Below are 22,616 nucleotides of genomic sequence, written 5' to 3' on the forward strand. Positions count from 1 at the left end.
CCGGCGAAGCATGCCCTGTCCGCGGCAACCCTCGCAAGCGGGACCCCGGCCCTCGGCTGTTGACACCGCTCCGGACACCCTCCACACTCTTCTGTATCCACTGGATACAGTTTACGGAGGACGCAAAAATGATCGCCACCGTCGCCGCGATTGCCGCCACCACCGCCGCCGCAGCCCTCGCCACCCCCGTGGTCGCTCTCCTCCCCCTCCTCGCCCACCGCGCCCTGCGCCGCGCACAGGCCGCGAAGACCCTGCGGATCGAGTCCGCGCACGGCATCGACGAGCAGGGCTTCGTCCGCATCGGCGGCATCGACCAATGGATCTCGGTCCGCGGCGAGGACCGGGCCAATCCCGTCGTCGTCGAGATCCACGGCGGCCCCGGCGCCACCAACTCCATCTACACCTCGCGCACCCGCAGTTGGGGGCGGCACTTCACGATCGTCCGCTGGGACATGCGCGGCGCCGGCAAGACCTTCGGGCACGGCGGCCCGCAGGGCCAGGGCGAGGCCACCTTCGAGCGGCTCTACGAGGACGCCCTGGAGGTCACCCGGCACGCCCGGGGCCTACTGGGCGCCGAGCGGGTGGTGCTCCTGGCCAACTCCTACGGCAGCGTCTTCGGGCTGCGGCTGGCCCGCAACCACCCCGAGCTCTACTCCGCGTACGTGGGCACCGACCAGAACATCCACACCGGCGGCCGGGACACCTCCGCCCACGACGCCCTACGGGAGCGGCTGCGCGCGGCCGGGAAGGCCAAACGGCTCGCGCAGGTCGAGGCCATCGGGGCCGACCCGCACGCGCGGACCCCGCAGCAGCAGGCGGCGTACGCCAAGATCAGCGCGCAGAGCGACCCGCTGACGCTGGCCACGCTCAAGAAGGTGGTTCTGGGTTCCATGTGGCTGTCGCCGCTGCACTCGCTGCGCGATCTGCGGGACTTCTTCCGCGGGCAGACCTTCTCGGAGCGGATCACCGAGGGGACGGCGGGGCTCGACGACCGGGCCGACGGCACGCGCTTCGAGATCCCGTTCTTCGTCTTCCAGGGCGAGCACGACGTCCTCACTCCGGTGGCCGCGGCCAAGGCCTTCTTCGACGAGGTCGAGGCCCCGGTGAAGCGGTTCGCCCTCATCGAGGGCTGCGGTCACTTCGCCTCGTTCAGCCGCCCGGACCACTTCCTGGACCTGCTCCTGACCCATGTCCGCCCGGCGGTCACAGGCCGGCGCCGCTCCACCGCCTGACCGTCCCCAACCCGCCCCGACCCGGTCCCTCAGTCGGCCGTGCCGGGTGCCACGACCCACCGCATCGGCTGGCCGGTGACCTTGGCGATCATGTCGTATTCGCCGTCGTAGTGCAGGACGGTGGCTCCGTGCCGTTCGGCGGTCGCCGCGATGATCAGATCCGGGAGGGAGAGCGCCTTCCAGTTGCCCTCCACGATCAGCAGTCTCTGCACCTCCAAGGCCCGGTCCCAGGTCTCATCGGGAGTGGGGAGCCAGTCGAAGGCGCCCATGCCTTTGCGGACCCGCTCCGCATCGGCCTTGGAGCGTGCGCTGTACATCACTTCCAGCTCCACGGCGCCGCACACGGCAAGGACTCCCGCCACGTGGAGCGGAAAGACGACCTTGTGCACGGCCGGCTTGGGGTAGCGCGCCAGAGCAGACTTGTCGATCAGAAAGCGCTCGGTCATGCCGCCCTGTCCCTCACGTGCTCGGCCTCGGCGAACGTCTCCGCGGCCGGCTCGACCGGGCCCGTCAGGTCGGGCAGCCCGCCCTCGGCGATCCAGTTCAGGAAATCCTCCCGCTTGCGCCGGTTGACCACGTCCTGAAGGGCCGCGTTCACCGTGGCCACCTTCGTCTTCGTACCGAAGAGCTCGGCGGCCTCCGCCAGCAGGGCGTCGTCGACGTCGATCACGGTTCTGGCCATCGTGAACCTCCTCAGCGAGGGGCCGGTCCGACCCCTGTCCACTTAAACGATATCAAGATTGACATCGAGAGATATCGTTTCTGCAAGCAGGCAGCCCCGGCCGGAGACTCCGGCCGGGGCTGTCTATTGGTGAGCTCGGGCCGCTACGCCCCAGGCCAGAGGCCTTCCGGGGTCAGCCCCAGGAGGTCGATCGCGTTGCCGCGGACGATGCGGTCCACCACGTCCGGGGCCAGGTGGCCCATCTGGGACTCGCCGACCTCGCGGGATTTGGGCCACGTGGAGTCGGAGTGCGGGTAGTCCGTCTCGTAGAGGACGTTGGCGACGCCGATGGAGTCGAGGTTCTTCAGGCCGAAGGCGTCGTCGAAGAAGCAGCCGAAGACGTGTTCTGCGAAGAGCTCCGACGGCGGGCGCAGCACCTTGTCGGCGACGCCGCCCCAGCCGCGGTTCTCCTCCCAGACCACGTTCGCGCGCTCGAGGATGTACGGGATCCAGCCGATCTGGCCCTCCGCGTACATGATCTTGAGGTTCGGGAAGCGCTCGAACTTTCCGCTCATCAGCCAGTCCACCATCGAGAAGCAGCAGTTGGCGAAGGTGATGGTGGAGCCGACGGCCGGCGGGGCGTCCGCCGAGGTGGAGGGCATGCGCGAGGAGGAGCCGATGTGCATGGCGATGACCGTGCCGGTCTCGTTGCACGCCTCCAGGAAGGGGTCCCACTCGTCCGTGTGGATGGAGGGGAGCCCGAGGTGGGGCGGGATCTCGGAGAAGGCGACCGCACGGACGCCGCGGGCCGCGTTGCGGCGGACTTCGGCGGCGGCCAGGCGCGCGTCCCAGAGCGGGACGAGGGTGAGCGGGATGAGGCGGCCTCGCGCATCCGGGCCGCACCACTCCTCCACCATCCAGTCGTTGTACGCGCGCACGCCGAGCAGGCCGAGCTCGCGGTCCTTGGCCTCGGTGAAGGTCTGGCCGCAAAAGCGCGGGAAGGTCGGGAAGCAGAGGGCGGACTGGACGTGGTTGACGTCCATGTCGGCGAGCCGGTCGGGAACCGAGAAGGAGCCCGGGCGCATCTGCTCGTACGTGATGACTTCGAGCTTGATCTCGTCGCGGTCGTAGCCGACGGCCGTGTCGAGTCGGGTGAGGGGTCGGTGCAGGTCCTCGTACACCCACCAGTCGCCTATCGGTCCGTCGTCGCCCTTGGCCCCCATCACGGGGGCGAACTTGCCTCCGAGGAAGGTCATTTCCTTCAGGGGGGCACGGACGACGCGGGGGCCGACGTCGTGGTACTTGGACGGGAGCCGGTCCCGCCAGACGTTGGGGGGCTCAACCGTGTGGTCGTCCACCGAGATGATCTTCGGGAAGGTCTCCATGCCCTCACGGTAGCGTCAATCTGACGAACCGTCAGCTAGTTGGGCGGGGCGGGATGCCGGATCCGCGGGGACCGGGGCCCGGATCCGTAAGGACTGAGTCCGTTACGGACTGACGTGTACGCGCAACACAGGGCAGACTGGCCCTTACACCTAGGGAAGGCAGGGGGGAGACCAGATGGACGGCACACCGGCCATCCCGCACCAGCGGAACCACCCCAAGTCCGGTGACACCGCCATTGCCGCCGCCGCGGGACCCGGAGTCGAAGCGGCGCCCGCCGCGGAACCCGGGACCGACGCCACCACCACCGCCGCGACCACCGCAACCGCCGCCACCACCACCGGGACCCAGCCGCCGCCCTCCGCCTCCGGCGGCGTCGACGCCGACGCCGACGCCGCCGGAGGCAACCGGTTCTCCGTGCTCGGGCCCATCCGGGCCTGGCGCGGCGGCGAGGCCCTGAGCTCCGGGACCCCGCAGCAGCGGGCACTGCTCGCCGTGCTCCTGCTCCGCGAGGGCCGCACCGCGACCGCGCCCGAGCTCATCGACGCCATCTGGGGCGAGGACCCGCCGCAGCAGGCCCTCGCGACCATCCGTACGTACGCCTCCCGCCTGCGCAAAATCCTCGAACCAGGGCTCCTCGTCAGCGAGTCCGGCGGCTACGCGATCCGCCTGCCCCACCCCGAGGCCCTCGACCTGGGCATCGCGCGCGCCCTCGCAGCCGACGCCGAAGCCGCGCGCGCCGGGAAGGCGAAGGGCGGCGGCAGGAACGGCGGCAGCAGGGACGGGAGCAGCAGGGACGGCGCCGGCTCCGCCAAGGGCGACCGCGCGCTCGCCCGTACGCTGCTGGCCCGCGCCCTGGACGTATGGGACGGCGAACCGCTGGCCGGCGTACCCGGGCCGCACGCCGACACCGAACGCACGAGGCTCGCCGAGTGGCGCCTCCAACTGCTGGAGACCCGCCTCGACCTGGACCTCGATCTCGGCCACCACGCCGAGGCCGTCTCCGAACTCACCGCGCTCACCGCCGCCCACCCGCTGCGGGAGCGGCTGCGCGAGCTGCTGATGCTCGCCCTCTACCGCAGCGGCCGCCAGGCCGAGGCCCTCGCCGTGTACGCCGACACCCGCCGGCTCCTAGCCGACGAACTCGGCGTCGACCCGCGCCCCGAACTCGCCGAGCTCCAACGGCGCATCCTGCGAGCCGACTCCGAGCTGGCTCGCGCCGAAGACCCTGCGCCGGCCGCCGAGCCCGTACACGTGAGGCCCGCCCAATTGCCCGCCACCGTCTCCGACTTCACCGGCCGGTCCAGCTTCGTCCGGGACCTGGGGCAGATCCTCGCGGGCGCCGAGGGCCAGGTGATGGCGGTCTCCGCCCTCGCCGGCATCGGCGGCGTCGGCAAGACCACCCTCGCCGTGCACGTCGCGCACGCCGCCCGCCCGCACTTCCCCGACGGGCAGCTCTACGTCGACCTCCAGGGCACCGAGTCCCGCCCCGCCGAGCCCGAGGCCGTCCTCGGCTCCTTCCTGCGCGCGCTGGGCACCCCCGACGCCTCCATCCCCGACTCCCCCGCCGAACGGGCCGCTCTCTACCGCTCCACCCTCGACGGCCGCCGCGTCCTGGTCCTCCTCGACAACGCCCGCGACGCGGCCCAGGTCCGCCCGCTCCTGCCGGGCACCGCCGGCTGCGCCGCCCTCGTCACCAGCCGGGTCCGGATGGCCGGCCTGGCCGGCGCGCACCTCGTCGACCTCGACGTGATGAGCCCCGACGAGGCGCTCCAGCTGTTCACCCGGATCGTCGGAGCCGAGCGCGTCGGCGCCGAGCGCCAGGCCGCCCTCGACGTGGTCGGCGCCTGCGGGTTCCTGCCACTGGCCATCCGCATCGCCGCCTCCCGGCTCGCCGCGCGCCGCACCTGGACCGTCTCCGTGCTCGCCGCGAAGCTCGCCGACGAGCGCCGCCGCCTGGACGAGCTCCAGGCCGGCGACCTCGCCGTCAAGGCCACCTTCGAGCTGGGCTACGGGCAGTTGGAGCCCGCGCAGCAGCGCGCGTTCCGCCTGCTGGGGCTGCCCGACGGGCCGGACATCTCCCTCGCGGCCGCAGCGGCCGTACTCGACCGGCCGGAGCACGACACCGAGGACCTGCTCGAAGCATTAGTGGACTGCTCCCTCCTCGAATCGGCCGCGCCCGGCCGCTACCGCTTCCACGACCTGGTACGCCTCTACGCGCGTGCCTGCGCCGAGCGCGACGAGCAGCCGCCGAGCGCGCGCGACGCCGCCCTCGACCGGGTGCTCGACTTCTACCTGGCCACCGCCGCCGGGGTGTACGGCCTGGAGCGGCCCGGCGACCGGCTCGTGGCCCACCTGTCGGCCACCCGCCACCCCGGCCTGGTCTTCACCGAGCCGCATTCCGCCCAGGACTGGCTGTACGCCGAGGCCGACCCGCTGCTGGCGTGCGTACGGCAGGCCTCCGTACGCACGACCGGGCGCGAGGACGTGCTGCGCCGGGCCGTGGACCTGCTGTGGGCGGCCAAGGACCTCGCCGAGTCGGGCGCCAACTCCAAGCAGTACGAGTCGGCCGCGACCGCGCTGCGCGACGCCGCCGAGGCCGCGAAGGACCCGTACGCCGAGGGGCGTGCCCGCACCACCCTCACCAACACCCACCTGGTCGCGGGCCGGTTCGCCGAGGCCGATGCCGAGGCCAGCCGGGCCATGGTGCTCGCCCGCGCCGCCGGGGACGTGCTGCCCAGCTGCTGGGCGCCCAACGACCGGGGCATCATCGCCATCTACGAGGGCCGCTACGACGACGGCGAGCGGTACCTGCTGGAAGCCATCGCGAACTTCCGCGCCGACTCCAACCACGTCGGCGAGGCCAGCGCCCTGTGCAACCTCTCCCGCATCCACGTGGAGCAGGGCCGGCTCGCCAGCGCCATCGAACTCGCCCAGCAGGGCATCGCCATCTACGACCGCATGGGGCTCACCCTGCGCCTGGCCAACGGCCGCTACGCGCTGGGCATCGCCCTCACGAAGGCCGAGCGGCTCTCCGAGGCGCACTCCCAGCTCAGCGACGCGCTCACGCTGTTCCACGAGAACCGGCAGCCCTTGTGGGAGGGCGTGACACACTTCCGTCTCGCCATGGTCCACCTCGCGGCGCGCCGACCCACACAGGCGGCCTCGCACGCCGAACAGGCCATCGCCCTGCGGGGGATCGGCGGCGAGTGGAATCGTGCCAGGGTGCTGACCGTGCTCGGCAGGGCGCTGCGCCAGTTGGGGCAGCGGGACCGGGCGCGGGTGTGCTGGCGGGACGCCGAGGTGGTGTTCACGCAGCTGGGGTCGCCTGAACTGGCCGAGGTCCGGGCGCTGCTGGCGGCGGAGATCGTCGCCTGAGGTGCGGCCCCGCACCCCGCCCCGCGGCGCTGAACGAGGCGTTCATCGTTCGTTTATCACCATCCACCAGGATGGGGTTCATCGACTCGACGTGCCGGGGGGCACCAGGGTCGACTGCAGGACCACCCGTTCGGCGATCCGCGGGGGAATTGCCGAACGGGTCCTACCCACCATCAGGAGATCCGATGACGACGAACGAGAACGTCCTGCCGACCGACGGCAACATCACACCGCTCGACACCCAGCCTTCGGATGTCGACATCACACCGATGGACAACCACGCGGCGGGCGAGCCGATCAAGCCGCTCAAACCGCTCGACAACCACGCCGCGGGCGAGGACATCGTGACGATGGACAACCACGCGGCCGGCGGCGGCCTGTAGGTGGGGGTGTAGGCCTCGCAGACGCGTACGGCCCGGGAACACGGGGGAATCGGGGGACCCGGGCCGTACCGCAGGACGTACCACGGGGGGCCGCTGGCCACGGGGGGGGCCAGCGGGGTGCACGGGGGAACGGCGGCCGCGGTGGCCAGGAGGGGGACCACCGCGGCCGCCGTACGTGCGCGTGCATGTGTGTGTGCGTGTGTGGGGCAGGGGCAGGGCTCAGCCGCCGAGCCGGAGCAGCCGCTGCACGCCCCGCGCGGCTTCCCGCAGGGCCGGCGAGAACCGCTCCAGCTCCGCCCGCGTGATCAGCGACGTGGCGGCGGTCAGGCTCACGCCGCCCACCGGCACCCCTTCGCGGTCGAAGACCGGCGCTCCCAGGCAGCGGACCGAGGGCTCGTACTCCTCGTCGTCGACGGCGTAGCCGCGCTCCCGGACCGTCCGCAGGTCGGCCGCGAGGCCCTCCCGGCCGGTCAGGGTCCGCCGGGTCAGGGCGGGCATCCCGGTGGCCCGCAGGATGCCCTCGGCCTCCTCGGGCGGCAGGTGCGCGAGGACGGCCTTGCCGATCGCGGTGGCGTGCAGGGGGATGCGCGCGCCGACGCGGGAGGAGGTCCGGCAGGACCCGGGGCTCTCGATCTTGCGGATGTACGTGAGCGCGTTGCCGCTGCGCAGTGCCAGGTGGACGGCCTGTCCGGTGCACTTCTGGAGGAACTCGAGCAGCTGGACGATCCCCTCGGGCCGGTCCGTGGAGATCTCGGCAGCCAGGGTGCGCAGCCGCAGGCCCACCCCGTAGCTGCCCTCGCCGTCGGTGACGGCGTACCCCTGCTCGACCAGGGAGACCAGGATCCGGTAGGTGCTGGACTTGGGGACCCCGGCGGCGGCCGACAGCTCCGCGAGCCGGTGTGGCCCGCCGAACGCGGTCAGCGCCTCCGTGACCCGCAGTGTCTTCTCGAGGGCGCTGCTGCCGGTGGTCGCGGAGCTCCGGCCGGCCGTGGAGCTCTCACCGACCGTAGAGCCCCGGCCGGCGCCTTGTTGCGCGCCCTGACCCGGTACCTCACTTCGTATGGCACTGCCCACGGAATCCCCAAGGATTGGCAAAACGTATCGATTCACCCTACGTCACGGGATGCCCGTTTTGCCCGGGGCCGAAGGGCCCGAAATGCCGCCGGCCCGCTCCCTCGCTCACTAGGCTGACCGTGTGTTCACCTCCCAGGGCCCGACCCTCCGCGAACTGGCCGTACAGGCCCTGTCCTCCATCGAGCGGGGCTACGACCTGCTGGCCCCGAAGTTCGACCAGACCCCCTTCCGCACCCCCGACCGGATGCTCGACGCGGTCGAGGAGACGCTCGCCCGCCACGAGGGCCCCTTCGACACCGGACTCGACGTGTGCTGCGGTACGGGCGCCGGCCTCGGCATGCTGCGGCGGCTGTGCCGGGGGCGGGTGACCGGAGTGGACCTGAGCTCGGGCATGCTCGCCGAAGCCGGGCTCGCCCACCCCGAGGAGCGGGTGGACCTCCTGCGGGCCGACGCGCGAGCCCTGCCCGCCGCGCTCGGGGACTCGTACGACCTGGCGGTCAGCTTCGGCGCCTTCGGCCACTTCCTCCCGGCCGAGCGCCCCGCCGTCTTCTCCGGGGTCCACGCGGCCCTGCGCCCCGGCGGCGTGTTCGCCTTCCCGATCGGCGCCCCGATCCCGCCGAGCCGCCCGGCGTGGTGGGCCCTGGCCGGCTTCGACGCGGCGATGCGGGTGCGCAACGCCGTCTGGCGCCCGCCGTTCGTCATGTACTACCGCACCTTCCCGCTGGGCGGCGTACGCACCGACCTGCGCGCGGCCGGCTTCACGGTGGAGACGCTCCCCCTGGACCACTTCGGCCGCAGGCCGGACGGGACGCCGAGCTGGCGGCTGGTGCTGGCGCGGCGGGAGGCCTGAGGAGGGTGGCCTGAGGCGGTAGGTCTGAGGCGGTAGGTCTGAGGCGGTAGGCCTAAGGCGCCCCCCGCCTTCACCGTCCGGTCATTTCCCCTCCGGCAGGCGGCCGATGTCGGACACCGGGCCGAGGTGGCCGAGCTTGTCGGGGTTCGACACGGTGTGGACCGCCCGCACCACGCGGTCGACGATGTCGAGCTCGACCACACTGGCCACCCGCCCCTCGGCATCGACGATCAGGGCTCCCGGCCGGCCGTTGATCACGGCCGGACGCAGAGAGGCGCCGAGCGAGCGGAGCCGGCGGAGTCCACCGATGAGCAGCCGTCCTACGCGATGCGGGTCGGACACCGACTTCGCGACCGCCCGCGCCTTGCCGCCGCCGTCCCCGTGGTAGACGACGTCGGGCGCGAGCATGCCGAGCAGGGCGTCCATCTCGCCGCCCGCCGCGGCCTCGAAGAACGTACGGGCGAGCTCCTCGCCCTCCGCCCGCCGGGCCCGGGGCGGCGCGCTGTCGGCCGTCTTCCCTCCGGCGGCGATGCGCTTCCGGGCCCGGGCGAAGATCTGCCGGCAGTTCGCCTCGGACTTGCCGGTGGCGCGGGCCACTTCCGGGTACTCGTACCCGAACACCTCGCGCAGCATGAACACCGCGCGCTCCACCGGGGACAGCGCCTCCAGCAGGACGAGGAAGGCCATCGACAGGGAGTCGGCCAGCTCGGCGTGCTCGGCCGGCCCCGGCCGGTCTTCCGACACGACGACGGGCTCGGGCAGCCACTCCCCCACGTACGTCTCCCGCCGCACTCGCGCCGAACCCAGGTGGTTGATCCCGAGCCGTGTCACCGATGTGGCCAGGTACGCCTTCGGGGCGGCGATCTCGGTCCCGGCCCGGTGGGCTTTGGTGAGCCCGAGGAACGCGTCCTGGACGATGTCCTCCGCGTCACCCACCGACCCGGTCATCCCGTAGGCGATGGAGAACAGCAAGGGCCGGTACGCCACCGCGTCCGCCACATCCGCCACACCCATCGCACCCATCGCACCCATCGCACCCGTTGATTCGTGCACGAGAACCCTTCCCCGATTCACTGCGCGCCGCCCCGCAGGCTATCCGAGGGAGCCAGCCCTATCGATCATGAAAACCCTCCGTGACCCAGGTCACATCCGCCACCTGTCACAGCGCACGGGGGCGCCGTGTCTTAGAGGGAGAACAACGAAGACCACACGCACCCACGCACCCACGCACGCCGAACAACCGTTGCCAGCAAAGGAATCCGCCATGACCGCTCGCCTGAACCTCTTCGCCGACCCGGTTGCCGTCAAGGCGTGGAAGCACATCATCGCCGCGAGCAAGGCGCTCGGGGAGTCGACCCTGCCCGCCGCGACCCGCGAACTGGTGATGCTCCGCGCCAGCCAGATCAACGGCTGCGCCGGATGCATCGACATGCACACCAAGGACGCGACGGCCGCCGGCGAGACCGCGGTACGCCTCCACCTGGTCGCCGCCTGGCGCGAGGCCACGGTCTTCAGCGACGCCGAGCGCGCGGCCCTGCTCCTGACCGAGGAGGCCACCCGCATCGCCGACGCGGCCGGCGGGGTCAGCGACGAGGTCTGGGCGAACGCCACCAAGTACTTCGACGACGAGCAACTCGCCGCCCTGGTCACGCAGATCGCGCTCATCAACGCCTTCAACCGCGGCAACGTCATCGTCCAGACCCCGGCCGGCGACTACCAGCCCGGCCAGCTCCAGCACTGACCCCACGCGCCGCACGGCTCCGGCCCCAGGGCCGGGGCCCGGCGCCACCCCTCGCACACTCCCCACAAGGACCGACCGCCCTCTGGCCCTGATCCTCCCGGCCTTCATGGGCTGACGACTATGCATGTCTTGGCATAAAGAGGCCCCGGTCAAACGCCGTTGCCCGATGATGCATCTGCGTCGCCGTCAGGCGGACGGCCATGTGCGACCTGTTCTCGCCCTCACCCCGAGGAGCTGTGGGGCATCGGGGACGCGACTTCCAGGAGGTTGGTCAAGATGCCCAGGCGTGACTACGAAGACGACCCGCAGGCCCCCGAGGCGACCAGCCTCGTGCCTGCCGCTTCGGCCGTGGTCGTGGATGATGCCGGACGTGTCCTCCTCCAGCGCCGCACCGACAACGGGATGTGGGCGCTGCCCGGCGGGAAGATGGAGCTGGGTGAGTCCCTCGGGGACTGTGCCGTCCGGGAGACGTTCGAGGAGACGGGCGTGACGGTCGAGATCACCGGGATCGTCGGGACGTACAGCAACCCCGGCCACGTCTTCTCCTACGACGACGGCGAGGTGCGACAGGAGTTCTCGATCTGCCTCCTCGCCCGGCCCACCGGGGGAAGTCTGCGCGTGTCGGACGAGTCGCTCGAGGTGGCCTGGTTCGCACCGGACGACGTGGACGGACTTCCGATGGTGCCGAGCATCCGCAAGCGCATCGACGACTGGAGGGCCGGCCGCGGGCCTGTCGTGCGCTGACGGAGACCGGGTGACTCGGCTCGGTTGGTCGAGGATGTCGGCCAGGTGGTGGTGCAGTTCGTGTCGATTCGTGTCGATCCGCGGCCGCTGCTCGGGGAGCGGGACGTCCGGTAACCGCACGAAGTGCGAGCGGGCGTTTCGCAGCCCGGCGCCCGGGACCTGCAAAGGCTGCAGCAGCCCCGGCAGGTCCAGGTCCCAGGGGGCGTCTTGCCGGGCCTTAGGGCTTCGGTCAGTGCTCGAGGTCGATCGTGAAGCGCCGTTCGCCCGGCGCGACCGTTTCGGCGTGGATCGAGCCGCGAGCACGGTCGTACTTCCCGGTGCCGCCGGTGATCGCGTTGTCGAACGCGGGGGGAGGGCCCGGGACGAGGTGGCCGAAGACCATCCCCTGGGCGGCGATCTGGCCGCCGGGGAGGGTGTAGGTCACGACGCACGCCTCCGCGCCGCCGTCGGCGACCCGGGTGGTCGTGCAGGTGCCGCCGGTCTCGCCGACCTGCTGGCCGTCCTTGTCGAAGAGGATCGAGCGGAAGACGGTCCGGTCGCCCTGGGCGGCGGGGCCCCCGGGGTTGACGGGGAAGCGCGACTGCTCCGCGAGCTTTCCGGTGAGGGTGATGACCCGGTCCTTGCCCCTGTCGTGGGCGTAATCGGTGTCCGCCGCGACGGCGGAGGCGACAGGGGCGCAGGCGAGAAGGGCGACCAGTGCAGTGGCCGTGCCGAGACAGGCTGCTCTGATGGAACGCATCGTGTGACTCCTGAGGTCGATGCTCATGGATGGTCAGACCACGCATTCATAGCCTCGGCTCCACAGCCGCCCGTGGTGCCCCTGCGCGACCCACCGGAAGATCCGACCGATCGGCGCATCAGGGAATGGGAGCCGCTGGGCGGGATCTCCGCAGCATCACGGCGTGGCCGGATCTGACAGAACCTCGTCATTGCGGCCATCACGGCGGGGCGAAATGATCAGCGCATGCCCGTACCGCCCGTACCGCCCGTACCGCACAGAGTCGTCATCGTGGCCTTCGCCGGTACCGAACTGATGGACGTCACCGGACCGGCCGAGGTGTTCTCGGTCGCCACACGCGTCGCCGGCGCCACCCGCCCCGGCTATCTCGTCCGGATCGCCACGGCCGACGGCGGACCGGTGACCACCTCCAGCGGTGTCCGGCTGCTGGCGGACCTGTCCCTCGACGAGGTGCACGGCCGGGTCGACACCCTGCTCGTGGCCGGTGCGGTCGAGCTGGTGGGCGACGGGGTGGAGCCGGTGATCGACGGCGAGGTCACCGCCTGGCTGCGCGAAGCGGCCCCGCCGGCGCGCAGGACCGGGTCGATCTGCGCGGGAGCGCACGTGCTGGCCGCGGCGGGCCTGCTCGACGGGCTGTCCGCCACGACCCACTGGCTCACCGCCGCACGGCTGGCCGCCGACCATCCCCGGGTCGCCGTGGATCCGGACCCGATCTTCATCCGGTCCGGGAGCGTGTGGACCTGCGCCGGTGTCACCTCGGGGCTGGACATGGCGCTGGCGATGGTCGCCGAGGACCACGGCCAGGCCCTTGCCCTGGCCACCGCACGCATGATGGTCATGTACGTCAAACGCTCCGGCGGGCAGAGCCAGTTCAGTGTTCCGCTGTCCGCCCCGGTCACTTCGGGGGACCGGATCGACGACCTGCGCGTGTGGATCGCCGACCACCTCACCGAGGACCTCACCGCGGAGGCCCTGGCCGCACGGCTGCACCTGAGCGTGCGGCACTTCTCCCGGCTGTTCCGGCTGCGTACGAACGGCACTCCCGCCGCCTACGTGGAATCCGCCCGCCTGGAAGCCGCCCGGCGGCTGTTGGAGGAGAGCGACGGCAGCCTGCCGGAGGTCGCCGCGGCCAGCGGCCTCGGCTCGGTGGAGACCTTGCACCGCTCCTTCCAGCGCCGGCTGGGGACCACTCCCGCCGAATACCGGCGCCGGTTCCGGTAGCCCCGGCGCCCGGCCCACCCCCGCGTTCCGCATCACCACCATCCGCCCCGCATCACCACCATCCGCCCCGCACCATCCGCCGGCAGCCCGGCGGATCCCCGGCATGCCCGCAGTCACCTGTCACCTGTCACCTGTCACCTCATGGAGACGCCATGTCCCGTACGAAGGTCATCCCCATCCCCGTCATGGGCCGAACGGCCATCAACGCCTACCTGCTCCTGGGCCGACGGCCCGTGATCGTCGACGCCGGGACGCCCGGCAGCGGCCGCAAGATCTACGACCGGATCACCGAGCACGGAGTGGACCCCCGCGAGGTCTCCCTGATCATCATCACCCACGGCCACATCGACCACTTCGGCTCCGCCGCCGAACTGCACCGGCTCACCGGCGCGCCCGTCGCCGGCCACATCGCCGACCTCGGCCCGTACCGCAGCGGCCGGGTCCGCGAACCGTATCTGCCCACCGGCCCGATGGGCCGCGTCATGGACCGGAGCAAAGACCTGCACGCCCAGGCCGAACCCCTCGACCCCGATGTCCTGATCCGCGGCGAGACCCCCCTGGAGGACTTCGGGGTCTCCGCCCGCATCATGCCCACCCCGGGACACACCGCCGGGTCGGTCTCCGTCCTCACCGACGACGGTGACCTCGTCGCCGGCGACCTGGTGGCGAACTCCTTCATGGGTCTCATCCCGGGCAAGCCGGCCAATCCCCCTTTCCACGACGACCCGCGGCGCAACCTCACCAGCCTCCGCGAAATGCTCGCCCTCAACCCCACCAGCCTCCACGTCGGCCACGGCGCCCCCCTGGACCCCGACCGGGTCCGGCGCTGGGCGGACCGGGAGCACGCCCGCCTGTCGAAGCGCGAAGCAGCGGGCCGGATCGCCACCCGTGCCGGGGATGCGGCGTGACCCTCCCAGGCCGTGCCGAACCTCTACTACCTGGGCGTCGTCGAGGTCCGCGCGCAGCACTCCAACCAGTGTCTCGAGGTGGCGGACTGGAACACGCAGAACGGCGCGGCCATCCGCAGTGGCCGGGGCTCGCCATCGGCCTCAGCGGGTGCGGAGTTCGCGTTTGAGGACCTTTCCGCTCGCGTTGCGCGGGAGTTCGGAGACGAACTCCACCTCGCGCGGCACCTTGTAGTTGGCCATCTCCCGGCGGGACCAGGCGATCAGGTCGTCGGAGGTGAGGACCGCCCCGGGGCGGCGGACCGCGTACGCCTTGCCGACCTCGCCCAGGCGCGGGTCGGGGATGCCGACCACGGCCACATCGGCGATGTCCGGGTGCAGGCCGAGGAGTTGCTCGATCTCGGCGGGGTAGGCGTTGAAGCCGCCGACGATGAACATGTCCTTGATCCGGTCGGTGATGCGCAGGTTCCCGGCGGCGTCGAGCACGCCGACGTCCCCGGTGCGGAGCCAGCCCTCGGGGGTGATGGCCTCGGCGGTTTCGGCCGGGTCCTCGAAGTAGCCGCGCATGACGTTGTGGCCGCGGACCCACACCTCGCCGGCCCGGCCCGTGGGCTGGGCAGCGCCGTCCGGGTCCACGATCCTGACCTCCGTCCCGGGGATGGCCCGGCCCGAAGTCGACGCGATGATCTCCGCCGGGTCGCCGCGACGGCACATGGTGACGATGCCGCTGGCCTCGGAGAGCCCGTACGCGGTGAGGACCGTGCCGATGTGCAGCTCGCCGCGGAGCCGTTCCACGAGCTGGAGCGGGACCACGGCCGCGCCGGTGACGACCAGGCGCAGGGCGGAGAGGTCGTGGTGGTCGCGCTGGGGGTGGTCGAGGAGGGACTGGTGGAGGGTGGGCGGGCCGGGGAGTACGGAGATCCGCTCGGCGGCGATGTTGGCGAGGACGGTGTCCACGTTGAAGACGGGCTGGGGGACCATCGTGGCCCCGCGCATCAGGCAGGCGATGACCCCGGCCTTGTAGCCGAAGGTGTGGAAGAAGGGGTTCACGATCAGGTAGCGGTCGCCCTCGCGCAGTCCGGCGAGCTCGCTCCAGATCTCGTAGCAGCGCAGGGACTGGGCGTGGGAGATGACCGCGCCCTTGGGGCTGCCGGTGGTGCCCGAGGTGAAGATGATGTCCGACGGGGCGCTGGCGGGGATCGCGTCCGTCCGGGCGCGGACGGCCTCGGCGGATACGGAGTCGCCGCCGGTCAGGAACTCCTTCCAGGTGCGGAAGGAGTCCGGGGCGTCGTCCGACAGGACGACGACCTGCTCCAGGTGCGGCAGGCCCGGCAGCGGCCCGGAGCCCTCGCCCTCGGCGGTGGCTCGGCGCAGGGAGGCGACGTAGGAGGTACCGAGGAAGGTGCCGGTGACGAAGAGCAGCCGGGCACGGCTGCGGTGGAGGACGTAGGCGGCTTCGGAGCCCTTGAAACGGGTGTTGAGGGGGACGAGGACGGCTCCGGCGGAGACCGCGCCGAGGGCGGAGACGATCCACTCGAGGGTGTTGGGCGCCCAGACGGCGACCCGGTCCCCCGGTTCCACACCGGCGGCCATGCAGGCGGCGGCGGCCCGTTCGACGCGCTCCCCGAGCTGCGCGTAGTCGATCCGGACCCGCCCGTCGACGACGGCCTCGCGGTCGGCGTAGCGCGCGGCGGCGTCCCGGACGAGCCCCCCGATGCTGACCCACGCCAGATCCCCGCGCCGCACGGCCTCATCGCCGACGGCCTCGCCGTCACCTCCGACGGCCCCACCGTCACCGACGGCGGCCTCACCTCCGACGGCCCCACCGTCACCGACGGCGGCCTCACCCCCGGCGGCCTCGCCGACGGCGGGCCGGGGCGGTCCCGGGCGCGGCCCGGGTGCCGGTCCGTTCTCCGTCGCGCCAGCGACCCCGCGTGTGTCCTCGGTCATCGTCCGCCCCTCACTGCGACACCAGTAGCTGACTATCCGTCAGATTAGCTGTAGCCTTCGCGGCTGTCAGTACTGGTGCACCCCGGAGGTGGCGATGGCGGCAACGCTCAAGGACGCTACGGCGATAGTCGGCATCGGGCAGACCGCCTTTGCCAAACAACTGCCGCAGTCCGAAAAGGAACTGGCCTGCCGGGCCATTCTCGCGGCGCTCGACGACGCGGGCATAGACCCGTCCGAGGTCGACGCGTTCTCCTCCTACACCATGGAGGAGACCGACGAGGTCGAGGTCGCCAAAGCCATCGGCGCCGGCGACGTCACCTTCTTCTCCAAGATCGGCTACGGCGGCGGCGGCTCCTGCGCCACCGTCGGCCATCTGGCCGCCGCCGTCGCCACCGGCCAGGCGAGCGTCGGCGTGGCCTGGCGTTCGCGCAAGCGCGGCTCGGGGCCGCGGCCGTGGAAGAACACGGCCGTCCAGCTCCCCACCCCCGGCCAGTGGACGCGCCCCTTCGGCCTGCTGCGCCCCGCCGACGAGATCGGCATGCTGGCCCGCCGCTACATGCACGAGTACGGCGCCACCCGCGACCACCTCTTCAACGTCGCGATGGCCTGCCGCAACCGGGCCAACGAGAACCCGGCCGCGATGATGTACGAACGCCCGCTGACCCGCGAGATGTACATGACCGCCCGCATGATCAGCGACCCGCTCTGCCTCTTCGACAACTGCCTGGAGACCGACGGCGCGCTGGCCTGCGTCATCGTGAGCGCCGAGCGCGCCCGCGACTGCCGGCAGAAGCCCGTCTACGTCCACTCCGTCGCCCAGGGCCTGCCCTCCCAGCACCACGGCATGGTCAACTACTGGAACGACGACCCGCTGTCCGGCCCCGCCTGGACCGCCGCCCGACACCTGTGGAAGCAGGCCGACTTCGGCCCCCAGGACGTGGACGTCGCCCAGATCTACGACGCCTTCACCCCCCTGATCCCGCTCTCCCTGGAGGGCTACGGCTTCTGCGGGCGCGGCGAAGGCGCCTCCTTCACCGAGGGCGGCGCCCTCGAGATCGGCGGCCGGCTCCCCATCAACACCGGCGGCGGCGGCCTCAGCGAGGCCTACGTGCACGGCTTCAACCTGATCAACGAGGGCGTCAAGCAGCTCCGCGGCATCTCCACCGCCCAGGTGCCCGACGCCGCGACCTGCCTGGTGACCGCCGGCGAGGGTGTCCCGACGTCCGCCATCCTGCTGCGAGCCTGAGGAGCCGACGAAACCATGACGATGCAGACCACCAGCACGCCCGCGACACCCGCGGCCCCCGGGACCACGCCGGACGAGCTCCTCCTCCCCGTCCCCGACGAGGACGGCGCCCCCTTCTGGGAGTACGCCGCCCAGGGCGAACTCCGCGTCCAGGCCTGCGCGGCGCCCGCCTGCGGGAAACTGCGCTTCCCGCCCCGCCCCTGCTGCCCGCACTGCCGGTCCTTCGACTCCGAATGGCGCCTGATGAGCGGCCGCGGCCGGATCTGGTCGTACGTACGGCCGCACCCGCCGCTGCTGCCCGCGTACGCCGCGCAGGCCCCGTACAACGTGATCCTCGTGGAACTGGCCGACGCCCCGCAGATCCGCCTCGTCGGCAACCTCGTCACCTCCCCCGACGCCCCGCTGGACTCCGTGGACCCGGCTCGGCTGCGCATCGGCGCACGGGTCCAGGTGGTGTTCACCGAGACGGGCGGGACGCCGGTGCCGCGCTGGGTGCTGGAGAAGTCTTGAATCCTCCCCTCCCTAAAGGGAGGGGATTCCTGGCTCACGTTGGCGGCGGACCGGCGGTCCGTCAGCTCTTACACGATCAGCACCAGCCGGGTTGAGACCAGCCCGGACGAGCATCACGTGTGCGGAGTTCTTGTCCCTGGGGGACACCGCTCCGCACGCGGTGCACGAGTAGGTTCGTTCCGAGAGGGGTAGTGCGTGCTTGGTTCTCGCTCCGCACAGCGCGCAGTCCATGGTGGTGTGCGCGGGGTGGACAAGGTGCACGGCACGGCCGTGCTTGCGGCCCATCTGGATCAGGGCCGTCTTCGTGGCGCCGATCGCTGCGTCCGCCGCTTTGCGGGCCATGGTGGACTTGGCGAGGAACTTCGCCTTGAAGTCCTCGACGGCGAGGGCGTCATGGTCGCGGACCACCTTCTTGGCCCACTTGCGGGCGGTGTCCTGACGCTGCCGGGCGATCTTCTTCTGCACCTTCGCGGCCTGCCGCCGCGCTTCACGGTAGCCCTTCGACTGGGCCTTGCCCCTCGGTGCGCGGCGTCGGGCCATCATGCGCTGGTAGCGCGCGAGGCGGCCGGCGGCTTTCCGGCCGTACTGGGCGTGTGGCAGGTCGTGGTCGTCGGACGTCGTGGTCGCGATCTCCCTCACCCCCCAGTCGATGCCGATCACCGAGCCTGTGGCGGGCAGCGGCTCGGTGGTCGTGGCGACGACGAAACTGGCGTACCAGCGTCCGAGGCCGTCCCGGTACACGCGCACCGACGACGGCGGCCCGGGCAGGTCCCGCGACCACACCACAGTCACGGCGACGCCACCGGCGAGGTAGAGACGCCCGTCCTTCAACCGGAAACCGCGCTGCGTGTAGTTGAGCGTGGGCTCCGTCACGTGCTTCTTCTTGTACTTCGGCATCCCTGCGCGCTGCCGCATCGGCAGCCGGGCCTTGATGTCCTTGAGGGCCTTCGTCCGGGACTTGGCGAAGTCGCGGATGATCTGCTGCTGCGGAACGCTGCTGCCCTCACGCAGCCACGCCATCGAGCATCGTGCCCCGGTCGGCAGCTTGTCGAGCTGCGACGGACCACACGTCACCTTCTCGCCGACTGTCTTCTTGTGGGCGTGGACCTTGCGGGACATCGCCACGCACTCGTTCCACACCCACCGGCACCGCGCCCACTCCGCCTCAAGCCGGGCAAGCGCGGTAGACGACACGCGCAGCCGGAAAGTGTACCGGGCATGCGCGGAATCCCCATCCTCCATCGCTGCAGTCGGCATGCCCCCAACCTAACCGCCCCCACTGACAACGAAAGAGAGTGCAGGTCAGAGCAGATGAGCAACGAACTCCGACGCTACGCGGCTCCGCCCCAAGGACCCATTCCTCCCCAGGCTGAAGCCCGGGGCGTCCTGGGAGAGATCCGGTGACGGCCGACCGGGCACCGGGACTGCGGGTGGAGCGGTACGTCGAGGGCGTCACCGGGGTCGCGGTCGTCACCCTGGACCGGGAGCGCAAGCACAACGCGATCGGCCTGGCCACGGCAGCGGAACTGGCCAGGGTGTGGCGGGAGTTGCGCTACGAGGACGAGGTACGGGCGATCGTGCTGACGGGCGCCGGGCAGGCGGCCTTCTGCACGGGCATCGACCGGGGCGTTGAGGTGCCGCAGCCCTCCTCGCCGTACTCGGTGGACGACCCGCTCGTCGCCATCGGGCCCAAGGCGAACGACCTGTGGAAGCCGGTGGTCGCCGCCGTCAACGGCATGGCCTGCGGCGGGGCGTTCTACCTGCTGGGCGAGTCGGAGTTCATCATCTCCTCCACGTCCGCGACCTACTTCGACCCGCACACCAGCTACGGGATGGTCAGCGCCTACGAGGCGATCTACATGGCGCAGCGCATGCCCTTCGGCGAGGCCGCCCGGATGTCCCTGATGGGCACGGCGGAACGGCTCTCCGCGCGGCGGGCGTACGAGATCGGCCTGGTCTCGGAGCTCGCGGAGCCCGAGGAGCTCCTCCCGGCGGCCCTGCGGGCGGCCGAGACGCTGGCCGGCTTCCCGACGGAGGCCGTGCAGGGCACCGTACGGTCCCTGTGGGCGGCGAAGCAGGCCACCCTCCAGCAGGCACTGGCGCAGGCGCCGGGGCTGGTGGCACTGGGGAACCTGCCGCCCGAGCGGCAGGCGGAGCTGTTCGCCGGCCGGCGCGGGGCGGGACCGGAGCCGCGGATCCGCTGAGGTCCGGGAGGGCGGGCGGGAGCCGCTTCGGAGCAGGCCTCTGTGCCCCTCGCCGGCCGCCCCGCCGCTAGCGGGTCTTCCGCGTGGACCTGGGCTTCGGCTTGCTCGTGGTCTTGCCGCCCGTGCTGCCGCCGGTGACGGACCCCGTGGTGCCGGAGGTGGAGGCCGAGGTCGGGGAGGAGGACGCGGTGGAGAGGGTCTGGATCGCGCCCACCGTGCAGCGCCGGACGTCGCCCGCCTTGGCCGCGCTCGTCATCGGCAGGTCGACCGTACGGCTCTCGCCCGCCTTGAGGGCGAGGTCCACGGAGCCGGAGTCGACCCGGCCGGACGCCCCTTCGAAGACCAGCGGGACGCGGAAGGTGTACCCGGTCGTCGCGTCGGAGGTGACCTTGACGGTGGCCTTCGCGACGGACGGGCCGGCGCAGGTGACGACCTCGGCGTGCGCGAGCGGCCGGGACTGGGTGGGCGTGGCCGTGGCCGAGGAGCCACTGCCGCTGCCGCCCGTGCTGCCGTAACTCTTCGTCTTCGTCTTCGTCTTCGACTTGCTCTTGGAGCTGGAGCACCCGCCCCCGCTGCTCTTGCTCTTGCTCTTTCCGCTGCCGCCCGTCGACGAGAACCCCGTCAACGCGAGTACCACGCCCACCAGTACCGCCGTGAGCCTGACCCGTCGCCCCGTGACCACCATGACCGAATTCCTCCCCCTCGAACAACCGGCGGCACGCTACCAGGCGCCACGAGACGCGCGGGTACGGTGGCCGCCAAGCGCCTGGACCACGACCGGGCCACTCCCCGGGGGGACCCACCATGACCGACGACACCACGGCCGACACGGCCGCCACGGCCACCACCACCGACGCCGCCGGCCCCGGCGTCATCACGGCGATCGCCCGCCTCCAGGCGCGGCCCGGCCTCGAGGCGGAGGTCCGCGCACAGGCCCTGTCCCTGGTCGCGCCGACCCGGGCCGAGGCGGGCAACGTCTCCTACCGCGCGTACGAGGACCCGACCGCTCCGGGTGCCTGGGTCGTCCTGGAGGAGTGGGCGGACGCCGCGTCCTGGGAGGCCCACCTGGCCTCCCCGCACCTGACGGAGGCCCTGTCCCGCACGGCGGCCCTGCTGGCCGGGGCACCGGTGCTGCGGGTGTTCCCCCCGGCTCTGCCCTCGTAGCCTCCGCGTGCGGGGCTCCGGGGGCGGGCGTAGCGTCGGGATCGAGATCCAGACCCACTCCCCCGGAGGGCCGGGCATGATCCGCAACGTACTCGGCTCGATCTTGGGTCTGATCGGAGCGACGGCCGCCGTCTGGAGCCCCTTCCGTGCCTGGTACGACGGCCGTCACGGACGCGACTACCGGATCGAGGAGCTCTTCTCCTCCGCCGGGATCACCGATGACAAGTCCGCCCTGCTGGGCTCGCTGCTGCTGCCGTTCCTCTTCGCCGCCGTGCTCGCGCTGGTCGCGATCGTGCTGCGCTCCCGGCTGCTCATGGCCTTCTCCGGGGTCGTCGTGCTCGGCTTCGCCGTGCTCTGGATGGTCCGCCAGGGCCAGGCCGCGGGCAGCCTCTCCGTCGGCGGCGACGCTGACGGCGCGGGGCTCGGCGAGGGCCTCGCCAACGCCTTCGGCGCGGGCGCCCTGCTCATCCTCGCGGCGGCCGTGATGAGCGGCCGCCCCCGCCGCCGCGACCGGGTCGCTCCGGAGCCGGCCCCGCCACCGGTCGAGGACCCGGCCCATCCCCCGGCCCCGTCGCCCTGGCCGCCCCCGCCGCAGGACCACTCCTAGGCCGTGCCATCGCTCCCGCCCCCTGACATGACGGCGGCCCCGTCCCCCTGAGGGGGCGGGGCCGGCCAGCCGTTGCGGGCGGGGTGGGGATCAGGCCTCGACGACGCCGGACGCCGCGATCTCGATCTTGCCCTTCGTGGAGCCCGAGGGGGAGCCGAGCTTCTCGATCGTGTCGACGATCTCCTTGCCCTCGACGACCTCGCCGAAGACGACGTGCTTGCCGTCCAGCCAGGAGGTGACGACGGTGGTGACGAAGAACTGCGAGCCGTTGGTGTTGCGGCCGGCGTTCGCCATCGAGAGCAGGTACGGACGGTCGTGCTTCAGGGTGAAGTTCTCGTCGGCGAACTTCTCGCCGTAGATGCTCTTGCCGCCCGTGCCGTTGTGGTTGGTGAAGTCACCGCCCTGCAGCATGAACTGCGGGATGACGCGGTGGAAGCCGGAGCCGGCGTAGCCGAAGCCGTTCTGGCCCGTGCACAGCTCGCGGAAGTTCTGGGCGGTCTTCGGGACGACCTCGTCGAAGAGGCTGAAGACGATGCGACCGGCGGGCTTGCCGTCGATGTTGATGTCGAAGAATACGTTGCTCATGGGGTCCATCCTGTCACTCCCGGTGCGGTGCGCGACCCC

General features: G+C 71.8%; 23 protein-coding genes. 13 read left to right on the forward strand and 10 right to left on the reverse strand.

Annotation, left to right across the window (positions count from 1 at the left end; translation table 11 throughout):
- The first annotated feature begins 128 nt into the window (after positions 1–128).
- Positions 129–1,232: an alpha/beta fold hydrolase gene (locus OG247_RS18745; RefSeq protein ID WP_327253333.1), complete on the forward strand. Its 1,104-nt coding sequence runs from the start codon at positions 129–131 to the stop codon at positions 1,230–1,232.
- Positions 1,233–1,261: 29 nt separating this feature from the next.
- Here OG247_RS18745 and OG247_RS18750 read toward each other — a convergent pair whose 3' ends face one another.
- From OG247_RS18750 to OG247_RS18760, 3 genes are all read right to left on the reverse strand, one after another.
- A complete protein-coding gene (locus OG247_RS18750) occupies positions 1,262–1,678 on the reverse strand; it encodes a PIN domain nuclease (RefSeq protein WP_327253334.1) in 417 nt (138 codons plus the stop codon).
- A complete protein-coding gene (locus OG247_RS18755) occupies positions 1,675–1,914 on the reverse strand; it encodes a type II toxin-antitoxin system VapB family antitoxin (RefSeq protein WP_327253335.1) in 240 nt (79 codons plus the stop codon). The genes OG247_RS18750 and OG247_RS18755 overlap by 4 nt, the downstream gene beginning before the upstream one ends.
- Before the next feature lie 143 nt (positions 1,915–2,057).
- Entirely contained in the window at positions 2,058–3,278 is a 1,221-nt protein-coding gene (locus OG247_RS18760) for an amidohydrolase family protein (protein ID WP_327253336.1), read from the reverse strand.
- 175 nt (positions 3,279–3,453) lie between these two features.
- Between OG247_RS18760 and OG247_RS18765 the strand changes: the two genes are divergently transcribed.
- Positions 3,454–6,654, forward strand: a complete 3,201-nt coding sequence (locus tag OG247_RS18765; protein WP_327253337.1) for an AfsR/SARP family transcriptional regulator — start codon at positions 3,454–3,456, stop codon at positions 6,652–6,654.
- Between the two features lie 185 nt (positions 6,655–6,839).
- A complete protein-coding gene (locus tag OG247_RS18770; protein WP_327253338.1) occupies positions 6,840–7,037 on the forward strand; it encodes a hypothetical protein in 198 nt (65 codons plus the stop codon).
- Positions 7,038–7,256: 219 nt separating this feature from the next.
- On the opposite strand, the gene OG247_RS18775 is transcribed toward OG247_RS18770, so the two are convergent.
- Positions 7,257–8,111: an IclR family transcriptional regulator gene (locus tag OG247_RS18775; protein WP_327253339.1), complete on the reverse strand. Its 855-nt coding sequence runs from the start codon at positions 8,109–8,111 to the stop codon at positions 7,257–7,259.
- Between the two features lie 121 nt (positions 8,112–8,232).
- Here OG247_RS18775 and OG247_RS18780 point away from each other — a divergent pair, with 121 nt between their 5' ends.
- Positions 8,233–8,961, forward strand: a complete 729-nt coding sequence (locus OG247_RS18780) for a class I SAM-dependent methyltransferase (RefSeq protein WP_327253340.1) — start codon at positions 8,233–8,235, stop codon at positions 8,959–8,961.
- Between the two features lie 81 nt (positions 8,962–9,042).
- Here the strand turns inward: OG247_RS18780 and sigJ are convergent, their stop codons facing one another.
- Positions 9,043–9,984 (reverse strand): RNA polymerase sigma factor SigJ, encoded by a 942-nt coding sequence (gene sigJ / locus OG247_RS18785; protein WP_442813634.1) that lies wholly within the window; start codon positions 9,982–9,984, stop codon positions 9,043–9,045.
- A gap of 241 nt (positions 9,985–10,225) precedes the next feature.
- Between sigJ and OG247_RS18790 the strand changes: the two genes are divergently transcribed.
- A complete protein-coding gene (locus OG247_RS18790) occupies positions 10,226–10,702 on the forward strand; it encodes a carboxymuconolactone decarboxylase family protein (RefSeq protein ID WP_327253341.1) in 477 nt (158 codons plus the stop codon).
- A 276-nt stretch (positions 10,703–10,978) separates the two neighbouring features.
- On the forward strand, positions 10,979–11,446 hold the full coding sequence (locus OG247_RS18795; RefSeq protein ID WP_327253342.1) for an NUDIX domain-containing protein: 468 nt from the start codon (positions 10,979–10,981) through the stop codon (positions 11,444–11,446).
- Positions 11,447–11,675: 229 nt separating this feature from the next.
- On the opposite strand, the gene OG247_RS18800 is transcribed toward OG247_RS18795, so the two are convergent.
- A complete protein-coding gene (locus tag OG247_RS18800; RefSeq protein WP_327253343.1) occupies positions 11,676–12,185 on the reverse strand; it encodes an allene oxide cyclase barrel-like domain-containing protein in 510 nt (169 codons plus the stop codon).
- Positions 12,186–12,410: 225 nt separating this feature from the next.
- On the opposite strand from OG247_RS18800, the gene OG247_RS18805 reads away from it, so the two are divergent.
- Together OG247_RS18805 and OG247_RS18810 are read left to right on the forward strand one after the other, a co-directional pair.
- Complete coding sequence (locus OG247_RS18805; RefSeq protein WP_327253344.1) at positions 12,411–13,406, forward strand: GlxA family transcriptional regulator; 996 nt, start codon at positions 12,411–12,413, stop codon at positions 13,404–13,406.
- Positions 13,407–13,558: 152 nt separating this feature from the next.
- Positions 13,559–14,314 (forward strand): MBL fold metallo-hydrolase, encoded by a 756-nt coding sequence (locus tag OG247_RS18810; protein WP_327253345.1) that lies wholly within the window; start codon positions 13,559–13,561, stop codon positions 14,312–14,314.
- A 141-nt stretch (positions 14,315–14,455) separates the two neighbouring features.
- On the opposite strand, the gene OG247_RS18815 is transcribed toward OG247_RS18810, so the two are convergent.
- Positions 14,456–16,261, reverse strand: a complete 1,806-nt coding sequence (locus OG247_RS18815) for a FadD3 family acyl-CoA ligase (protein WP_327253346.1) — start codon at positions 16,259–16,261, stop codon at positions 14,456–14,458.
- Positions 16,262–16,355: 94 nt separating this feature from the next.
- Here OG247_RS18815 and OG247_RS18820 point away from each other — a divergent pair, with 94 nt between their 5' ends.
- Both OG247_RS18820 and OG247_RS18825 read left to right on the forward strand, forming a co-directional pair.
- Positions 16,356–17,507, forward strand: coding sequence for a lipid-transfer protein (locus tag OG247_RS18820; protein ID WP_243339290.1), 1,152 nt, complete (start codon positions 16,356–16,358; stop codon positions 17,505–17,507).
- Between the two features lie 21 nt (positions 17,508–17,528).
- Complete coding sequence (locus tag OG247_RS18825) at positions 17,529–18,017, forward strand: Zn-ribbon domain-containing OB-fold protein (RefSeq protein ID WP_327257534.1); 489 nt, start codon at positions 17,529–17,531, stop codon at positions 18,015–18,017.
- 12 nt (positions 18,018–18,029) lie between these two features.
- Here the strand turns inward: OG247_RS18825 and OG247_RS18830 are convergent, their stop codons facing one another.
- Positions 18,030–19,274 carry an RNA-guided endonuclease InsQ/TnpB family protein gene (locus OG247_RS18830; protein ID WP_327253347.1) on the reverse strand — a complete coding sequence of 415 codons (1,245 nt, stop codon included), beginning with the start codon at positions 19,272–19,274 and terminating at the stop codon, positions 18,030–18,032.
- A 143-nt stretch (positions 19,275–19,417) separates the two neighbouring features.
- Here OG247_RS18830 and OG247_RS18835 point away from each other — a divergent pair, with 143 nt between their 5' ends.
- On the forward strand, positions 19,418–20,221 hold the full coding sequence (locus OG247_RS18835) for an enoyl-CoA hydratase/isomerase family protein (RefSeq protein ID WP_327253348.1): 804 nt from the start codon (positions 19,418–19,420) through the stop codon (positions 20,219–20,221).
- A gap of 67 nt (positions 20,222–20,288) precedes the next feature.
- Here OG247_RS18835 and OG247_RS18840 read toward each other — a convergent pair whose 3' ends face one another.
- The gene (locus OG247_RS18840) at positions 20,289–20,906 is read right to left on the reverse strand and encodes a hypothetical protein (RefSeq protein ID WP_327253349.1); all 618 of its coding nucleotides are present in this window, start codon (positions 20,904–20,906) and stop codon (positions 20,289–20,291) included.
- 119 nt (positions 20,907–21,025) lie between these two features.
- On the opposite strand from OG247_RS18840, the gene OG247_RS18845 reads away from it, so the two are divergent.
- Positions 21,026–21,385 carry a putative quinol monooxygenase gene (locus OG247_RS18845; RefSeq protein WP_327253350.1) on the forward strand — a complete coding sequence of 120 codons (360 nt, stop codon included), beginning with the start codon at positions 21,026–21,028 and terminating at the stop codon, positions 21,383–21,385.
- A gap of 76 nt (positions 21,386–21,461) precedes the next feature.
- On the forward strand, positions 21,462–21,992 hold the full coding sequence (locus OG247_RS18850; protein WP_327253351.1) for a hypothetical protein: 531 nt from the start codon (positions 21,462–21,464) through the stop codon (positions 21,990–21,992).
- A 90-nt stretch (positions 21,993–22,082) separates the two neighbouring features.
- Here OG247_RS18850 and OG247_RS18855 read toward each other — a convergent pair whose 3' ends face one another.
- Positions 22,083–22,577, reverse strand: a complete 495-nt coding sequence (locus tag OG247_RS18855; RefSeq protein WP_327253352.1) for a peptidylprolyl isomerase — start codon at positions 22,575–22,577, stop codon at positions 22,083–22,085.
- Positions 22,578–22,616 lie beyond the last annotated feature (39 nt).

Origin of the sequence: Streptomyces sp. NBC_01244 (assembly GCF_035987325.1) — a bacterium.
Classification (GTDB): Bacteria; Actinomycetota; Actinomycetes; order Streptomycetales; family Streptomycetaceae; genus Streptomyces.